This window comes from Peribacillus sp. Aquil_B1 (assembly GCF_022603275.1).
Classification (GTDB): Bacteria; Bacillota; Bacilli; order Bacillales; family DSM-1321; genus Peribacillus.
Window position 1 is genome coordinate 393,066 of sequence record NZ_JAKXEE010000004.1, and the last position, 16,441, is coordinate 409,506.

Below are 16,441 nucleotides of genomic sequence, written 5' to 3' on the forward strand. Positions count from 1 at the left end.
AGAAAAAGAATAGATAAGGATATAAGTTTTTAAGTCTGGGGGATTCATATGCCATTTGAGCAATGTCATAGCATTACTTCTTTATTGTCAGGGTTTAATAAAACGTGGTTCTTTGCAGGTGGTTGGGCAATTGATCTTTTTATCGGCAGAGAAACAAGAGAACATCAAGATATAGAGATTGCACTATTTCGAGAAGACCAATTGTATCTGAAGGAATATCTTAAAGAATGGGATTTTAAAAAGGTTATTAAAGGTAAATTCTACACTTGGGAAAATGAGTTTTTAGAGTTACCTATTCACGAAATACAGGCTTTGAATAAGTCAAATGGAGATATATTAGAAGTTCTTCTAAATGAAACTAAGGAAAATGATTGGAAATTCAGAAGGGATTTAACGATTTCCCATCCACTTAAGTCAGTTTGGAGTTATTCTGATACAGGCATTCCTTATCTAAATCCAGAAATTGTACTTTTATATAAAGTAAAAAACACAAGAGAAAAAGACCATCAAGACTTTATGGTGATAATAGACAAACTAGATAATCAGAGGAAAAAATGGCTTCATTACGCTATACAATTGCACGAACCAGAACACAAATGGCTTCAATTCTTAACATAATGTCATAAAGAACTAAAGGGGCAGGATAGTTCTATAAGGCATTTTTTTTGCCTTAATGTTGTAAAAGACAGTTTATATTATCATTTCAATCAAAGAGCAAATAGAAAAGTTTTATAAATCCAAAATTAAAAAATAAGTTTAGAGTTTCTTAAACTTAATTTAGAGGGAGAAATATATTAATGAAAAGACCTTTAGGTGTTTCTTTAATTAGTTATTTTTATATTTTAGGTGCTATTGTTTTATTATCGACATCTATTTTCTATGATTCTAATGCCAATCAAATAGGTATAGCTACAAGATTTGGGTTATCAAATGTCCCTGAACAATTAATAAGGGTGTTAGTAGCTCTAACATCTTTTATTATTATTTTTGGATATATGAGGCTTAAAAAATGGGGATTTTGGATGATGCTTGTTTATTCTTTGTTTTTTCTTGTAATAAGTTTTTCTTTATCATTAACACACAATCAACATCCTTTTACCGGAAATATGATATGGTCGATTCTTGTAATTTCATATACAATCTATGTAAATAAATACTTTTTATAAAGTAGCCCATGAGTCAATGTTCATTAACAACTTAACGGGTGCTTTACTTCAATAAGGGAGGTTGCTGAGGCAGCCTTTTTCTTATGGCACTAAAGGGGCAGGTTAGTTCCATTAGCGAGGTGTTAAAGAACAGTTCAGTAAAAATATGGTACAATAACACCGGTACTTGGAAAGGTAGGGATTAATATGAATATTGGTGATGTAATATTTCAACTATTTACGTTTATTTGTCTATTTGGGATATTTTTTGGTGTGTTTTTTCTTGTTCGTTCTCTCGTTACTAAACAACCAAGCAAGTCAGAAAATATCGAACAAAAGCTTGATAGAATTATTGATTTACTTGAAAAGGATAAGAAAAATTAATTTTTTTTCTCTTTTGGCATTAATCCTTACTGCACTATTTATTCAACTCTTCTTATGGAGGGAAAAGTGCTGGCAAGTAATACATATTCAACACATGTCCGATAACCCTAGTTCTCAATTCCATCCAAAGAATGAAGGATTCGCTATAAAAGAATTGGTTAAGCCTCTTGGGGAAGAAGTAATTATAACAAAGAAAGTAAATAGTAGTTTTATCGGTACAAAATTAGAAGAGTTTTTAAAATTAAATGATATCACAACAGTAGTAATAACAGGTTTGACTACGCCCCACTGTGTGTCTACGACCACAAGAATGAGTGGGAGTTTAGGTTTTAATACATACCTTATTTCAGATGCGACAGCAGCATTTGGCATAAAAGGCCAAAATGATAACTATTATGATGCCGAGACTATACATAATATTTCTTTAGCTACCTTAAATGACGAGTTCGCCACTATACTTACAACAGAACAATTAATAAAAGAAGTATGTTAAGTTTGTAAACTAACACCGTATTTTACTTCAAAAAGGGAGATTGCTGCGGCAATCTTTTTTCTTAAGGAATTAACGGGGCAGCTTAGTTGAACAAGCAAATCAATGCCTATGCTACAATTATTACAAGCATAGCCATTAATAAAAGTTGATGTTTGGGAGATTACTATGGGAAAAATAAAAATAGCTTTATTACACCTATTGCCTATCGCTGGTGATGTTGAGTATAACCGAAAACTCATTGAACAAGCCATTCATATAGCATCAAACAATAATGCCGAATGGATTATAACACCCGAACTATGTGTAAGCGGACTTCAATTCAATCATAAGATTGGGACTGGATGGATTAACCGGCAACCGGATGCTTGGATGGGTAATTTGAGCCGTAAACTAAAGAATTTAAAAAGCACTGTATTTTTGGGTTGCCCTGAAAAAGGCAGTAACGGAGAGTTGTATAATTCTGTGTTTGTCATAGATAAACAAGGGCATTTATTAGGTAAACAGAGAAAAATAAGTGTTATTGATGATTGGTCAGCTTCAGGGGATGTAATAGAGCCAATAAAAACAGACAATGTTGAGGTTGGTATTATGATTTGTGCAGACGCATATCCCAAAGACATTGCTTACAGCTTAGTTGAAAAGGGAGCGGAAATATTAATTGCACCTTCTTCCTGGGGACCCGGATTACACGGTCCAGAGGGAGAATGGGAACAAAGGTCATTAGAAACAGGACTGCCGGTATTTGTCTGTAATCGTACTGGAGAAGACGAAACTGTCCGTTTTTGGGATGCAGAAAGCATGATCATAAAAAATGGTGTACGCCTTTTAACACATAAATCAAAACAATCAGCCATCCTTACTTTTGAATGGGATTTACAAAGCATGGAATTAATATCCCCTCATTTCGATATCGATTACATATAATGAGTACATACTAATATACTGCACTCTTGTTGAATTAAAGGGTGCTTAGCTAATGTTCGAAGCTGCCTTAAAGGCAGCTATTTCTTTATGCAACTATAGGGGCAGTTTATTTAAGATTCTAATTGAGCTTACAAAGGGAGGTTGCTATGGCAGCCTTTTTCTTTTTGGATCTTTCTTGGCAGGATAGTTGAATAAAGATATCAAATATAAGTATTGGGGGGAGTTGAAAGAAAAATGAATGACGAAAATATCGACTCGGCTAGCGGAGTAGTAATAGCTGTAAGTAAAAGTGATAAACACACATTCAGCAAGGGAAATTGCAATAGTATCAAACTGTTGAAGGGTTTGGGCGTTGAAGGAGATGCCCATTCAGGTAAAACTGTTAAGCATCGTTCACGTGTAGCGAAGAATCCAAATCAACCTAATCTGCGGCAAGTTCACCTTATCCACTCAGAATTATTAGATGAATTGAAAGACAGGTTTAATGTTACAGCTGGACAAATGGGTGAAAATATTACGACAAAAGGTATCGATCTGCTTGAATTACCGAAGGATTCATTACTATTTATTGGGGAAACAGCAGTTATTAAAGTAACGGGCCTACGAAATCCATGTGCCCAGATTGATCAATTTAAATCAGGACTTATGAACGCTGTTTTGGGCCGGGATCGGCATGGGAATTTGATACGTAAAGCTGGAATAATGAGCATAGTTTTGGAAAGTGGTGAGGTTCACCCCGGGGACCTGGTTAGAATTCAATTACCACCTTTACCTCATACACCTCTTGAAAGGGTATAGTGTTTTCAATAGAACTGTTTTTATTTTCTTTAAAATAATTTGGGGGTTGCTAATCTCTCAGATTATGAATTCGATTTACAATCGTTTAGTACAACGGAGGAGCTACTACAACAGGCAACATTGGATGGAAAGTCTTTAGAAGAAATATGGGGTAATATGAAAATATTATAGTGTTGGCTAATTAACTAACAGGTGAGTTAGCTGGAAATTGGAGCTGTCTGTCTTTAGACAGTTTCTTTTTGAAGGGCAAGGAATTAGAGATTTATTCATGGTTTTGGGGTATTATAAAGTGCTTGGCGTTTATATAAAGTGAATTTGGCTAGCGGGGCTTGTTAAATGACTATAAAATTTAATGAAGATTGGAATTTAATGATGTTTAAAATAAGTACATTTCTAGTTGAAATGAGCGAAGGTGAAGAGCATTATATATCCTTGGATGACTCTTTGAAATTAAGAGGAATTTTTGAACATCGAAAATTCACTCCGGAGCATATTCAAATGCATATAATGATTCAATTTAATAATCAAACTGTTGCAGGAAATGATATACCTAGTGGGTTAGATTTATGGAATGATTATATATTGGGTATAGAGCAATTTTTAAACGGAAAAAGCGTTGAAATACCTTATGGGATCGATCCATATCTTATGAAGTTGATCTCCATAAACAGCAATTCATTGGATTTTTCTATTGTGGGAGATTGGGAACCTGTTGAGGTGTTTGCACAAGCTATATTACCGAAAAGAGAATTCTTTGAAGCCATTTTAGAAGGAGCAACACACTTTTGGAATACTTTGATTGAATATAAGGTATTTGAGGAAAAAGAGATGAACACAGCATCTAAAGAATATCCGAAACTAATGATTAAAGAAATTGAAAAATTGAGTGGGAAGGTAAAAACTTTGTTCAAGTAACAGGAGTTTTACTGGCAACCTTTTTAAGGACTAGCTGGGCAGGTTAGTTAAAGAGGGAATTCGTAACTGTATTGTCTGAATTTGTTTTTAAATGATTTATTCAATAAACATCGATAAGGAAGGTTGCTAAGGCAGCCTTTTCTTTGTGTTTTAAAGTTGTTTTTTTATTCAAAAAAGGTATTTTTTATTGAAAAATAATACTTTTAGTGTAAAATTACACTAAAAAGGAGTATTTAGTATATATGGAAAGAGAAGAGTTCATCAATTTAATATCGGAAAAAATGAAAATTGTCCGAACAGAACAAGGTTTTTCTCAAGATAAGATGTCTGAAATTCTAGGGATTTCAAAAAAAACACTAGTTCAAATTGAAAAAAGAAGAACAGAAGCCAATTGGACCACCGTTGTTGCATTTTGTGCTTTGTTTAATCATAGCGAATTGTTGATATCATCAATAGGTGACAATCCAGTAGATTTTGTTCATTTAATTGCTAGCAAAAATGGTGGTACGCCTAAAGAAAAAACAATGGGGGGTAAGATATGGTGGAAAGAGATCGAGTATAGAGGGGATTTTCGTTTGCAACAAAATTTGATTAGTAACCATTATCGTATTTTGGATCAATATGATTATCGTTGGCATAGTTCTTTTAATAAAGAAGAGAGTTTAAGTCGTTTAAATGAATTACAGGAGGCGGGGACTATCGAGATAGACAGAGGTACAGGGATGGGGATATATGAAGAATAAGATTTTAATAACAATATTGATAATCAGTATAGGGTTTAATTTGTTTTTATTTGGAAGATGGTTTATTTTTGAACAAGCGTATGAACCGTCCGAAAGTGAACAGGTTATTTTAAGTGAAATGGTGCTGAAAACAGTTGAGAGTAAAGAGTATAAAAAGTTAGCAGAAAAAGAGAATATTATTGCTATTGATACAAACATGGATAAAAATAAAGGTGGAATGTTCCCCTACTATTTTGGAGTAAGTGTCCGTACTGACATACAAACTTATCTGTTTGCTTGCAGTAATGAACAATGCTCAGAAATGGAAAGCGCAGGCACGACTTATTCTCGATATAAAGACGAAGATCCCCGAATTCCATTTGAAAAATAGAGAAAAGTCAAAAAAACTCAAATAAAAGAAAGCCTCCTTCCTTACATAACAAGGATCGTAGGCTCTCTTTATTCTTATAGGTGTTTAATTTACAATGTCATACCGATTTGGAAAAATTCCAAATCGACTTTTTTAATGGCTCTTTTCGTAAAGATTGTTGTTTTTAAAACGAAATTATATAAGGTTGATTGGAGCGGAAGTGCGAGACTCCTGCGGGAGCAGCGGGACAGGTGAGACCCCAAAGGCGTTTACGCCGAGGAGGCTCACCGCCCGCCCCGCGGAAAGCGAGCATCTGGAGGGGAAATCAACTACACCGCACTACTTGGTAAATAGCAACAAAGTATGCGAAAACAGCCTTTTTAATAGGATTACTTTTTGGGTTTTTTATTTAAAATAGTGCGCAGTTCATTGATATCATCATCAGATAGGGTATCTTCGTGAATGAATTGGACAAGCATGGATTTCATGGTTCCTCCATAGATACGTTTGATAAACGATTCGGTCTCGGCACGCTGGCATTCTTCCTGTGAATAGAGCGGGTAAAAGGTGTAAACCCTTTGATCTTTATTGACACCTACTACATCTTTTTGAACCAATCGATCGAGAAGGGTCCGTATGGTTTTCGGTTTCCAATCGGTACTTTCCTGTAAGGAAAGGATGATGTCATTCGCTGTTTGAGGGGATTTATCCCAAAGTACGTTCATGATTTCCCATTCTGATTCTGATATACTAGGAATGTTTTTTTCCATATTTCTCCCCTTCATTTTCATTATAGATTCCTAAGTCTTTTAAAATTGATAAAGTGATTTCTCCCGCATTGCTTCCAGATGAATCATCTTCATTTTGTATATTGGTAGCAAAGAAATAAGTATTGTTCTTCGTCTCTACATACCCGATAAACCAACCATTGATGTTTTTTCCATTCACTGCTCCTGTACCTGTTTTTCCTGATAGGCGAGCTTCTCCATTCTTTTCTAAGAGTAATGCTTGCTTCACAGCTTGGATATGCATTTCCTTATATCCAAATTGATTATTATAAAAGGCTTGCAGCAGTTGGACTTGCTCGACCGGAGAAATTTTTAATGAGGATTCGTTCCAGAAATCACTGAATTCCCCAGATACATCGGAATTTCCATAGTTTATCTCTTGCAGATTGGATTGAATTGTTTCAAATCCTGTTCTACGATCTAATTCTTGGAAATACCAGTTTACAGATTTTTGTAAAGCAGATGAGACATCCTGATCCATATTCCAAGCTGCATAGGGTTGCTCGGTCCCATCCCAAGAAAGTTTGGATTCTTCGGGTGATATCACATTTGATTCCAGTGCAAATAAGGCACTATAGATTTTGTATGTGGAATCAGGTGATACCCGCAAAGTGCTTTTCTCTTCATTATAAATCCGATATTGCTGTGCGTTATGATCATATAAAACAAAGCTTCCTTCATACCCTTTAAAGAATTGATGTAAATCCTCATAAACTACTCCGTCATTTTTAAAATAGTATCGGTCGTTTTCCGTCGCAAATGCGGAAACGAAAGGTAATTGGATTGTCAAAATGATGCTGGCCAACACATAAATAAAGACGCTTTTTCTTATTGATTTTTTTGCGGAATGACTATAGGCAGAAATTTGTTCAATTCTTTTTTTGATTTGAAGCTTCGAACCGTTTAATTGTGTCACTAACTGCAGATTACTTGACCGTTTGGAAAGAACCAAAAAATTAATGATCGTATTTCCATATTCACTAAAAGAATGATCATCCAGTAACTGTAAAACAGCTGTATCACATGCGATTTCCCGATCCAATCTCATTTCTCTAAAAGCAAGCCAAACAAGGGGATTGAACCAATAAATGATTTGATAGAACAATATCATGTAATTTGTCAGCAAATCCTTGTTTTTATAATGATTCAATTCATGAAGAAAGATATACTCGTAATCTTTCAAGCTAAGCCAGTTTTCATGTTGGGAAGGTAAGACGATATATGTTTGAAAAAGTCCGAATATCATCGGAGATTGGACTCTTTTCGAAATAACAATCTTTATTGATTTTTTTATCTGTAGTCTTTTCTTGCATTCTTCGAAAAGCGCAAGTACTTCTTGATTGGAAAACGGAGAAGAATGATTCTTTATCCTTCTGATTGTGAGCCATCCACGAACCATGGTAAAGGTAAATAAAAGCACCCCTGACACCCATAAACCCATCACTCCCACATTAAGTAAGGACAGGTCCGGCCGATTGACCGATACAGAAAAGTCTTGTATGAGGTGCAGGCCCTGCATCATATCAGTTCCAGTTTTATTCATAGTAGAGCTGGATGCATGAATCTGATATGAATCCGCACTGCTAAAGAGAGAACTGAAATTATATAAATCAGTAGGTATGAATGGAAGTGCTAAAGCCATAAAAAGAAACATCCACAAATGATAGTGCCATTTTGCTGCTAATTGTCTTCCAAACCATTTTCGTATAAGCAGGATTACAGTAACGGAAAATGAAGACACCAATAGACCTATTATAAAGTGAGTTAAAAACATGCCCTTCAATACCACCTCTCTTGACTTTTAAATTTTAAAAAAACAGGTACATAGCAAATTCATAGTGGCATGATGGTAAAAAAATAAAGAATTGACTTTGTTTGATTACATATGTAATACTATACTACAGATGTAATCAGACTACAAATGTAATCCATTAAAATTTCAATTCTTACATAAGAGTCTAATCAAATAATTAGGAGGTTTTACATCATGAACAAAAGATGGTTTTATCAAATACTGGCACCAATGGGCTTAGTGCTTATGGTCGCAGGCTGTTCAGATGAGAAAAAACAGGTTGTACAACAATCGGAAACAGAACAAACCGGGGGAACTAACCAAACGTCAGAAAATATTACGGCAAAAGAAGCAACAATGGAGAAATTTGAACAACTTGAGAAGGAATATGATGCAAAGCTAGGGGTCTATGCCATTGATACAGGAACGAAAGAAACCGTGGAATTTCAAGAAAACGAACGATTTGCGTATACATCCACTCATAAGGCTCTGGCTGTAGGAGCACTTTTACAACAGAAATCAATAGAAGACCTTAATCAAAGAATTACCTATACAAGTGAGGATCTTGTTAATTATAATCCGATTACAGAAAAGCATGTTGATACGGGGATGACTCTTAAGGAGCTTTCTGATGCTTCTCTTCGATACAGTGACAATACTGCTGGAAACCTTATCCTTGAACAACTGGGGGGACCGGCTGGATTTAAAAAAGCATTGGAGGGAATTGGAGATAATGTTACCAACCCTGAGCGAATCGAGCCAGATTTAAATGTAGTTAATCCTGGTGAAACTCTTGATACGAGTACACCAAGGGCACTTGCCACTAGTCTTCAGGCTTTTACATTGGGAGATGCACTTCCAACTGAGAAACGTGAACTTTTGATAGATTGGATGAAGAGGAATACTACTGGAGATGCGTTGATTCGTGCGGGAGTGCCGAAAGGTTGGGCAGTGGCTGATAAGACTGGGGCAGGATCATATGGGACGCGAAATGACATTGCGATCATTTGGCCATCAAAAGGAGATCCTATTGTTCTTGCTGTACTTTCAAGTCGTGATAAAAAAGAGGCTGATTATAACGACGAGCTTATTGCGAAGGCAACAGAAGAAGTAATTAAGGCCCTTAAAGTCAAAACTAAATAGAAAATGATTGTACTAAAAAAGGTTACGTTAAGTAGCCTTTTTTTAGTAGATTAATTCCAAATTTGAAGACATATGCGATACTTCAATAACGAACGACGCTTTTTTCTTATAGAGCTAAAGGGGGCAGGATCGCGGAGGAAATTAATGGTATAATAAGGTATTTAAATAAGCGCATTGCTGAATAAGGAGATTGTTATATGAGCTATAAGAATACACTTATTACGATTTCAGAGGATTCAAAAGTTACTTCAGCAAAGGTACCTGTCATCAAAAACGAAAAACCTACAATTGCTTATATCGAACATGATTTAATTAACAATAACCCCTATAAGTTTACACAAGAAGACGTACAATTCAAAACATACTTAATCAAGAATCAAATAGAAGCGGAAAATGCAGCTGAACTTCGAGAACGGTTCTTTTCAAAATCCAAGGCTTGCTTCAGGGCTTCTCCTTTAGTGAAGAATTATGGTTGGGGAATTCATTATAATAATCAAGGCAAAATTGCATATATGATGTTAACAGTGAAATGTATAACCAGTTGCTTATGAAAGATGACATTACAAAACTTAAAGGCATGCGTTCCAAAAGAAAATAAATGCAGGATAGTTCAACGAACGTAGTGACTAGAACTGTAAAACGATGAAGGTGACGCCACGAAAAGGTGTTTGATACTAAGAAGCTATAGTCATTTTTAATCATTTCAATAATCGGTTTATTCTGATATTATAAAATGGATAAAGATGGGAGGAGGAAGTGGCATGAAAAACTTATTTGCAATCTTAAGTACCTTTGTGTTAGTTCTGGTAGGTGGAATGGTATTAGGCAATTCTTCTGCTCAAGCAAGTGTTCCTCAGTATTCTTTTCAAACAGAAGATGGAAAATGGGATGGTGAAATAGGAAATCCTAACAGAGGCAGTGACTTGGAGGTACAACTGGTTTCCCCAATCTATTTAAAGACTTCTTCTGGAAGTAAGTTGTTGACTAATTATAGTAACATATGGTCCCGTCTCTGCAATGCCAGTACTGGAAAGTGCACAGGCTATCATAGCTTAGCTGGTGGAAAGACATTATTCACAGATATGAAAATAGGTAAATTTTATGTAGATGTGAAAGATGGATACTCTTCTGGAAGAGTATCTGGAAAACTGCAAATTGTTTTCAAATAATATGTAATACTAGCTACCCACTCTTGATGGGTAGCTTTTTTTGTATGAAAGGTTTTTAAAGATTGTGCTTTTCCACTGCCCTTTTTTCCAGAAAAGAAGTAAAGTATACTGACCTGACTAGTACGTTCGTAGCAAATACAGCAATGGTGTTTGGGAAGACATGAAATAAAGGTTGATACTTTATTAATGAACTTACGTGGCAGGTTAGTTCAATATAGAAATGTAATTTATGTAGATGGTTCAGAGGAGTTATTAAATGAATTAGAGTTTAGTTTATAAGAAAGCCACCAAATTAGTGGCTTCTTGAATATGTGATTCTTAACATTATCGTACATTTAATCTGTTTTCTATATAATAGTATTGGCCTGGATTCAATTCCTGTTTAAGATTAACAACAAAAAAATCAAGGTTAAAAGGCTCTGTATGAACAAAAATCCTTCTCTGTACTGGCAGAAAGGATCAGAAAGGACTTTAAATTAAGTAAGGATATAATTGGCGGTCAGGGCGGGTGAGTTTTTTGTTAAATTACTTCATTTATATTATAGTTTTTTTTATCATTGCAATAGTGTTTGAACGTTGGTTGAAGAAGAAATGGAAGATTAAAAAAAGTAAGGGGCATTTTTATAAAGCTGTCAATCCATTTCAGAGATGGACTGAAATGGCTATGATAATCGCATTTCTTATATCAATATGGTTTGTTGATAATCCTACCTCCTGGCTTATTGGCTACTTTCTTATTTCATTAAGTTTTCGTGCTTTCATGGAATGGAAATATAACAGAGAAGAAAAAGAATATATCTTAACTTTATACTCTATGTTTATTTACCTTTTAGTTTTAGTCATAGGCTTTTATTTAATATAATATTATCCATTATTAGCGGGATCGTTCGTGTTCCCTGGGGGCTTTTTGGGTAAGGGGAATTTGAGTTTTTTTATCTTTTATTTAATCGTTTTAGTTTTGGAGTCTTTTTTCCACCCTTATCCTTAAGGACATAGTTGCTGATAAAAATAAGCATTTAATGAACGGGTGCGTAGCTGAAGATCGGAGCTGCCTTTAAGGTAGCTTTTTCTTTATGCAGTATCTGGCCAGTATAGTTGAAGGAGGTAATTGGTTTTTTCGTCTAGAATATGTCTATTGAGAACAGTTGAAAGGTGTAAAAACCCTGTGTTGTTGCCAAAAGGCAATTTATCAATGCAATTGCAGTATTAATCAATATTGTAGGAGGGTTCAAATGGATAAAAGAGTTCAATTTGACTTTGAAATAGCGTTTAGTAATGGCGGTGGGCTTCAAGGGCAGGAATTCCGCCTTGATATTGATGGAGATGACATCACTGACCAAGAGTTAGCCAAGTATATTGTGGAGGATATGAGGTTACTAATGGTTGGAGAAGTTAAGATATTTAATAAAAAGATCATTAATGAAAAACATAAACGAAAACCTGTTGATGAGAACTCTGAAAAGTAATCGACTTCAGCTAACAAGTGCGTTAGCTAAAGCTTGGAGCAAACAATATTCAAATGATTGAGGGAGGTAGAATTATGTCCAATAATGTAAGGCCAAGAAGAATGATTTTAGATTTAGCAGTTACTTTAGATGGTTTTATAGAAGGGAAAAATGGGGAAGTTGATTGGTGCATCATGGACCCTGAGATGGGATTTATTAATTTCTTAAATCAAATTGATACTATTTTATATGGGAGAAAAAGCTACGATTTATGGGGACAATTCACTCCAGGAAATGAAGATGCCGATACTGAAAAAGAACTTTGGGATCTAGTTCATAGTAAAGAAAAATACGTGTTTTCCCGAACGCAAAAAGGGACTGATAATAAAGCAATATTTATAAATGATAATATTGTTGAAGAAGTAAATAAATTAAAAAATAAGCCCGGTAAAGACATCTGGCTATATGGCGGAGCAAGTCTTATTACAACATTTATCAATTTAGGGCTTGTTGATGAATTTAGATTATCTGTTCATCCTGTTATTTTGGGAGCAGGGAAACCTTTGTTTATTGATATAAAAAAGAGGTTGAATTTAAAATTGGTTAATACAAAAACGTTCTCCTCTGGCGTTGTGCAACTAATATATCATTTGAATGAAAATTAATAATATTGTACATTCCAAGGATGAAATACAATAAATATCATTAGGAAATATTCGATAGTCATTGTTGTAAATTCTTCAACAATCGGGCGCTTTAATACTGCAAACGATATTAGATATTCTAGATGATGAGAGGAAAAAATGGTTTTAGTATGCTATAGAATTGCACCAACCAGAGAAAAATGGCTTAAGCAGGAGCTGTACAGCAGCTCCCTTTTTTTATGCAACAAACGAGGCAGTTGAACAAATCTTCATATATCTTGTTGTTGTGATTATTGAAAACGAAGAATTAAATTTAAACCCATAGAATAAGTATTAGATGTGAAAAGGGATTGCCTTAGTTCTTTTTTTCTTGTTTTTGTTTTATCTCCTTTTAGTTATTAAGGGAAAAGACTTTTTTTCAATCTCATGAACTTCTTTTGAATTTCTTTCCTGCTTATAATACTACCCTAAGGTGAGTGAACATGGAAAATAGAATAAAAACAAAAATGATAAAGATACTCAGCGGAAACAGGGAAACTAGATTAACCGTTCAAGTTGCAGATACTCAAAGAAAAAGAGATAAGGGCTTAATGTTTGTCAGTAAATTACCCGAAAACGAGGGGATGTTATTTGTGTTTCCAGTAAAGATATATGGTGGCTTCTGGATGAAAAACACATTGATTCCTTTATCTATTGCTTTTCTTGATTGGGATGGGGAAATTCTGAAAATACTTCATATGGAGCCTTGTAAAGAAGATATATGTCCTAGCTATGATCCAGGAATTTCTTATCACTATGCAATTGAAGTGAACCTTGGCTGGTTTGAAAAGAATCAAATTAAAGAAGGGGATTATGTAAGGTTTTATTGAAATTCATCTCATCTCATCTCACTTCTAGTTCTTAGTGGTAAAAAGATTTTTCAGTTAATATTTCTGAAAAAGCTGTTAAGAAATGTACTAAATCGAACAAGTGCGTTAGCTGAAGATCGGAGCTGTCTTTAAGGCAGCTCTTTCTTATGCAGTTATCGGGCAGTTTATAGGGGCGCTATTTGATATTTGTTCAAAGCTCTTTTCATATTGCTTATTGATGTTAAGTAACAGGAGGGGGAATTTACTTTTTATGGTATTGTAAATGTAAGGACTTATTCAGCTAAAGAGCAGTTATTTTGAATGTTTAGCTGAAACGTATGAATTGTGCTTTCTTAAAGGGGGGATTAGCATAAATCGCTCACGGACAAATATGTTTCTCTTATTTTTGGCGATTTTATTTTTCGCAGGTATTATTCTTTTTTCATATAGGTTGTTTGTTTGGGGATTATTGCCACTCATATTCTTGCTGATTCTCTACATCTCAACTAATAAATACCGTTCAATAGTTTCTTTGTTGATGTTCTTCTTATTAGGTACATTGGTATATCAACTCGGAAGCAGCTATATCAATGAATGGAATATATCCAAAGAAATGAAAATCATAATAAACAGATGTTTACTTATGTTTATTATGATTGGAACAGTGATTTCACTTATGTTGTCTAAGCAGAAGATATTTTTCTACGCACTATTACCAGATTGGCACAGTCGTATCACAATGCCGTTTCATACAATTAAATTACCGTATTTTTTACTTATTGGGCTAATGGTATCGAGCACAATACTTATACCATTATTTAGTCAAGAAATGAGCGATTTAAAACCAGTATTACTTTTCGGTATATTGTTTGCCATCATAAACGCTACACTTGAAGAAGTGATTTGGAGAGGTATTATGTTATTTAGTTTAAAAAGAAATGTTTCCACCTTTTATGCGGTTGTAATAACCAGTATCGGATTCGGGTTCCTGCATATATCAATTGGAATTCCTTTCATAATAAGCTTACTTTTTTCTTTTGGGGGGCTTTTTTATGCAATCGTAGTTTTAAAGACCAATAGTATATATCCATCCATAGTTTTTCACATGGTTATCAACTTGGGTATGGTTTTCAATGGATGGATAATTTGAACTTATTCCATACAGGGTTTCTTATGAGGCAGAGGGTCCTTTAACTCATTACCAGGAGCTGATCAGCAGCTCCTTCTCTTTATGCAACTTCGGGGCAGGTTAGATACATCCATCTGTTTAATTGAGTGCCAGCTCATGTTATAATGAATAGCTTACGATAATTACTGTTTCTGAACGGATGCCAGAAAAGCCTCCGCATAGCGATAAAATATGGAGGTGTAGGAGAAATGAATAAACAATGGACGATTGGTAAAATTAAAGAATTTGTTGAGAACAATTCTGAAAGTAAGTTGCTAACGACTGAATATCACGGTTTTTCTCAAAAGTTACTATTTAAATGTACATGTGGCAGTAACTTTGAAAAAACATTCAAGAAATTCAAAAATAATAACCAACGTAAATGTGATGTGTGCCAACCGCCTAAAGCGGCACGATAACGTATAGTGAATAAACCGAAGTGCTAATTTCTATTAAAGAGAAGTTGGCACTATTTTTATTTTCACTAAAGGGGAGTTTAGACGAATATTCCTTTTGGAACGAACGGGTGCTTTAACTGAAGATTGGAGCTGAGCTTTTTCTTTATGCAACTAAATGCCCAGGTAAGTTGAGTGCCATGTTACGATAAAAGACGGTATGTGGAAAGTTTTTCTAATAATAATTTTAAAGAAGCGGGATCAGCTAGTAGTGAGGTGCGGAATGAAAAGTTCGAAAAAGAGAAAAAAACAATCCGAAAAAATATTAAAGACCCTAAAGGTACCAATAAATAAACATTTACCCTTAACGGAAAATGAAGAAGAAGTCTCCCTTAGAACAAAGGAAGAAATTATAAACAGAATGATTTCATTAGCGATAGTTTCAGCGAAAGCGATGGACGCTCCGCCAGAAAAAATTGAGGAATTCATTGAAAGGTATAAGGCTAATGAATTATTCACAGAAGAAGAACAAAAGTTTTTAAAGAAAGAACATCCTAATCAGAATGAGCTGATCCAATACTCGTGGAAGTTAGAATGTATTTGGCTTCTGCTTTGGTCTGTAAATCTAATATCCGATATAGATGTTCCAGCCGATACGTGCAATGCTGAATACGTTTTTGAGACGGTTTTTTCTCATCATTCTAAACAAGAGCTGCTTGATGAATCCACCTTAAAACCAACCGGTGATATATTAGATAGTCTTGATTTTATTTATAGGGCACATTGGGCGGTACGAGAAGCCCAAATAAATCATTTGGAAGTTCCATCATTTCTAGATGAAGGCGTTGTATATGAACGGCACTACACTCTTAATTGGTTAGTAAATTATATGGATCAAGAATGGGAGGAAATTAGTACAGATACATAAAAGCTGCAATACATCCTTTGATGTTCCTATATCAAGGTTAAATGTGAAGTTATCCATTTAATCTAACAGGTAGGAAGGTTGCTGAGGCAGCCTTTTTCTTATGGGACTACCGAGGCGGGTTAGCTGAATAAGGGACGAATTACCAGTACAAAAGTTTTGATATTTTGAGATAATCAATAAGCACCGAGACTTTGATTTGTGCTTGGTTTTAGGGATGTATAAAATTAAGTAAACATTTCATCGGGAATGTATACTAGGTCTGTAAATCGGAATATTTATTTGCGGCCTAAGGCACTACACAGATAAAATTACATATAAATTGTAGGTTCCATAAAATAAATAGTTAAATAACTTTAGCTTAGTTACTATA

General features: G+C 34.7%; 20 protein-coding genes and 1 pseudogene. 19 read left to right on the forward strand and 2 right to left on the reverse strand.

Annotated elements, in window-relative coordinates; translation table 11 throughout:
- Positions 1–48: 48 nt before the first annotated feature.
- The 9 genes and pseudogenes from MPH60_RS23150 to MPH60_RS23190 all read left to right on the forward strand — a co-directional run bounded on the left by MPH60_RS23150 (position 49) and on the right by MPH60_RS23190 (position 5,772).
- Positions 49–618: a nucleotidyltransferase domain-containing protein gene (locus tag MPH60_RS23150; protein ID WP_241591868.1), complete on the forward strand. Its 570-nt coding sequence runs from the start codon at positions 49–51 to the stop codon at positions 616–618.
- Positions 619–797: 179 nt separating this feature from the next.
- On the forward strand, positions 798–1,166 hold the full coding sequence (locus tag MPH60_RS23155; RefSeq protein ID WP_241591866.1) for a hypothetical protein: 369 nt from the start codon (positions 798–800) through the stop codon (positions 1,164–1,166).
- Positions 1,167–1,352: 186 nt separating this feature from the next.
- Positions 1,353–1,529: a DUF4083 domain-containing protein gene (locus MPH60_RS23160; protein ID WP_241591864.1), complete on the forward strand. Its 177-nt coding sequence runs from the start codon at positions 1,353–1,355 to the stop codon at positions 1,527–1,529.
- Positions 1,530–1,575: 46 nt separating this feature from the next.
- A pseudogene (locus MPH60_RS23165) lies at positions 1,576–2,022 on the forward strand (isochorismatase family protein); the annotation flags it as partial.
- A gap of 165 nt (positions 2,023–2,187) precedes the next feature.
- Positions 2,188–2,946, forward strand: coding sequence for a carbon-nitrogen hydrolase family protein (locus MPH60_RS23170; protein ID WP_241591862.1), 759 nt, complete (start codon positions 2,188–2,190; stop codon positions 2,944–2,946).
- A gap of 234 nt (positions 2,947–3,180) precedes the next feature.
- Positions 3,181–3,744, forward strand: a complete 564-nt coding sequence (locus MPH60_RS23175) for an MOSC domain-containing protein (RefSeq protein WP_241591858.1) — start codon at positions 3,181–3,183, stop codon at positions 3,742–3,744.
- Between the two features lie 336 nt (positions 3,745–4,080).
- Entirely contained in the window at positions 4,081–4,659 is a 579-nt protein-coding gene (locus MPH60_RS23180; RefSeq protein WP_241591856.1) for a hypothetical protein, read from the forward strand.
- Between the two features lie 242 nt (positions 4,660–4,901).
- Positions 4,902–5,402 (forward strand): helix-turn-helix transcriptional regulator, encoded by a 501-nt coding sequence (locus MPH60_RS23185; RefSeq protein WP_241591854.1) that lies wholly within the window; start codon positions 4,902–4,904, stop codon positions 5,400–5,402.
- Positions 5,392–5,772, forward strand: coding sequence for a hypothetical protein (locus MPH60_RS23190; protein ID WP_241591852.1), 381 nt, complete (start codon positions 5,392–5,394; stop codon positions 5,770–5,772). The genes MPH60_RS23185 and MPH60_RS23190 overlap by 11 nt, the downstream gene beginning before the upstream one ends.
- Positions 5,773–6,140: 368 nt before the next feature.
- Here the strand turns inward: MPH60_RS23190 and blaI are convergent, their stop codons facing one another.
- Both blaI and MPH60_RS23200 read right to left on the reverse strand, forming a co-directional pair.
- Entirely contained in the window at positions 6,141–6,521 is a 381-nt protein-coding gene (gene blaI / locus MPH60_RS23195) for a penicillinase repressor BlaI (RefSeq protein WP_241591849.1), read from the reverse strand.
- On the reverse strand, positions 6,502–8,313 hold the full coding sequence (locus MPH60_RS23200) for a BlaR1 family beta-lactam sensor/signal transducer (protein ID WP_241591847.1): 1,812 nt from the start codon (positions 8,311–8,313) through the stop codon (positions 6,502–6,504). Before MPH60_RS23200 ends, blaI begins: the two co-directional genes overlap by 20 nt.
- A gap of 213 nt (positions 8,314–8,526) precedes the next feature.
- Between MPH60_RS23200 and bla the strand changes: the two genes are divergently transcribed.
- The 10 genes from bla (at position 8,527) to MPH60_RS23245 (ending at position 16,071) form a co-directional block, all read left to right on the forward strand.
- Positions 8,527–9,474, forward strand: coding sequence for a class A beta-lactamase (gene bla / locus MPH60_RS23205; RefSeq protein WP_405389026.1), 948 nt, complete (start codon positions 8,527–8,529; stop codon positions 9,472–9,474).
- Positions 9,475–9,671: 197 nt separating this feature from the next.
- Positions 9,672–10,025: a DUF6157 family protein gene (locus MPH60_RS23210; protein WP_241591845.1), complete on the forward strand. Its 354-nt coding sequence runs from the start codon at positions 9,672–9,674 to the stop codon at positions 10,023–10,025.
- Between the two features lie 210 nt (positions 10,026–10,235).
- Positions 10,236–10,643, forward strand: a complete 408-nt coding sequence (locus MPH60_RS23215; RefSeq protein WP_241591843.1) for a hypothetical protein — start codon at positions 10,236–10,238, stop codon at positions 10,641–10,643.
- Between the two features lie 565 nt (positions 10,644–11,208).
- Complete coding sequence (locus tag MPH60_RS28020; protein WP_405390679.1) at positions 11,209–11,505, forward strand: DUF4181 domain-containing protein; 297 nt, start codon at positions 11,209–11,211, stop codon at positions 11,503–11,505.
- A gap of 370 nt (positions 11,506–11,875) precedes the next feature.
- Positions 11,876–12,109, forward strand: coding sequence for a cyclase (locus tag MPH60_RS23220; RefSeq protein WP_241591842.1), 234 nt, complete (start codon positions 11,876–11,878; stop codon positions 12,107–12,109).
- A gap of 74 nt (positions 12,110–12,183) precedes the next feature.
- On the forward strand, positions 12,184–12,753 hold the full coding sequence (locus MPH60_RS23225; RefSeq protein ID WP_241591840.1) for a dihydrofolate reductase family protein: 570 nt from the start codon (positions 12,184–12,186) through the stop codon (positions 12,751–12,753).
- 461 nt (positions 12,754–13,214) lie between these two features.
- Complete coding sequence (locus MPH60_RS23230) at positions 13,215–13,601, forward strand: DUF192 domain-containing protein (RefSeq protein WP_241591837.1); 387 nt, start codon at positions 13,215–13,217, stop codon at positions 13,599–13,601.
- An 808-nt stretch (positions 13,602–14,409) separates the two neighbouring features.
- A complete protein-coding gene (locus MPH60_RS23235) occupies positions 14,410–14,730 on the forward strand; it encodes a CPBP family intramembrane glutamic endopeptidase (RefSeq protein WP_241592084.1) in 321 nt (106 codons plus the stop codon).
- Positions 14,731–14,957: 227 nt separating this feature from the next.
- On the forward strand, positions 14,958–15,167 hold the full coding sequence (locus MPH60_RS23240; protein WP_063235826.1) for a hypothetical protein: 210 nt from the start codon (positions 14,958–14,960) through the stop codon (positions 15,165–15,167).
- Positions 15,168–15,426: 259 nt separating this feature from the next.
- The gene (locus MPH60_RS23245) at positions 15,427–16,071 is read left to right on the forward strand and encodes a DUF4272 domain-containing protein (protein ID WP_241591835.1); all 645 of its coding nucleotides are present in this window, start codon (positions 15,427–15,429) and stop codon (positions 16,069–16,071) included.
- Positions 16,072–16,441 lie beyond the last annotated feature (370 nt).

What these genes read in the sequence shown, in the direction of transcription:
- MPH60_RS23150 (WP_241591868.1), top strand. Translation starts at nt 49, where the DNA reads ATGCCATTTGAGCAATGTCATAGCATTACTTCTTTATTGTCAGGGTTT.
- MPH60_RS23155 (WP_241591866.1), top strand. Translation starts at nt 798, where the DNA reads ATGAAAAGACCTTTAGGTGTTTCTTTAATTAGTTATTTTTATATTTTA.
- MPH60_RS23160 (WP_241591864.1), top strand. Translation starts at nt 1,353, where the DNA reads ATGAATATTGGTGATGTAATATTTCAACTATTTACGTTTATTTGTCTA.
- MPH60_RS23170 (WP_241591862.1), top strand. Translation starts at nt 2,188, where the DNA reads ATGGGAAAAATAAAAATAGCTTTATTACACCTATTGCCTATCGCTGGT.
- MPH60_RS23175 (WP_241591858.1), top strand. Translation starts at nt 3,181, where the DNA reads ATGAATGACGAAAATATCGACTCGGCTAGCGGAGTAGTAATAGCTGTA.
- MPH60_RS23180 (WP_241591856.1), top strand. Translation starts at nt 4,081, where the DNA reads ATGACTATAAAATTTAATGAAGATTGGAATTTAATGATGTTTAAAATA.
- MPH60_RS23185 (WP_241591854.1), top strand. Translation starts at nt 4,902, where the DNA reads ATGGAAAGAGAAGAGTTCATCAATTTAATATCGGAAAAAATGAAAATT.
- MPH60_RS23190 (WP_241591852.1), top strand. Translation starts at nt 5,392, where the DNA reads ATGAAGAATAAGATTTTAATAACAATATTGATAATCAGTATAGGGTTT.
- blaI (WP_241591849.1), bottom strand. Translation starts at nt 6,521, where the DNA reads ATGGAAAAAAACATTCCTAGTATATCAGAATCAGAATGGGAAATCATG.
- MPH60_RS23200 (WP_241591847.1), bottom strand. Translation starts at nt 8,313, where the DNA reads ATGTTTTTAACTCACTTTATAATAGGTCTATTGGTGTCTTCATTTTCC.
- bla (WP_405389026.1), top strand. Translation starts at nt 8,527, where the DNA reads ATGAACAAAAGATGGTTTTATCAAATACTGGCACCAATGGGCTTAGTG.
- MPH60_RS23210 (WP_241591845.1), top strand. Translation starts at nt 9,672, where the DNA reads ATGAGCTATAAGAATACACTTATTACGATTTCAGAGGATTCAAAAGTT.
- MPH60_RS23215 (WP_241591843.1), top strand. Translation starts at nt 10,236, where the DNA reads ATGAAAAACTTATTTGCAATCTTAAGTACCTTTGTGTTAGTTCTGGTA.
- MPH60_RS23220 (WP_241591842.1), top strand. Translation starts at nt 11,876, where the DNA reads ATGGATAAAAGAGTTCAATTTGACTTTGAAATAGCGTTTAGTAATGGC.
- MPH60_RS23225 (WP_241591840.1), top strand. Translation starts at nt 12,184, where the DNA reads ATGTCCAATAATGTAAGGCCAAGAAGAATGATTTTAGATTTAGCAGTT.
- MPH60_RS23230 (WP_241591837.1), top strand. Translation starts at nt 13,215, where the DNA reads ATGGAAAATAGAATAAAAACAAAAATGATAAAGATACTCAGCGGAAAC.
- MPH60_RS23235 (WP_241592084.1), top strand. Translation starts at nt 14,410, where the DNA reads ATGAGCGATTTAAAACCAGTATTACTTTTCGGTATATTGTTTGCCATC.
- MPH60_RS23240 (WP_063235826.1), top strand. Translation starts at nt 14,958, where the DNA reads ATGAATAAACAATGGACGATTGGTAAAATTAAAGAATTTGTTGAGAAC.
- MPH60_RS23245 (WP_241591835.1), top strand. Translation starts at nt 15,427, where the DNA reads ATGAAAAGTTCGAAAAAGAGAAAAAAACAATCCGAAAAAATATTAAAG.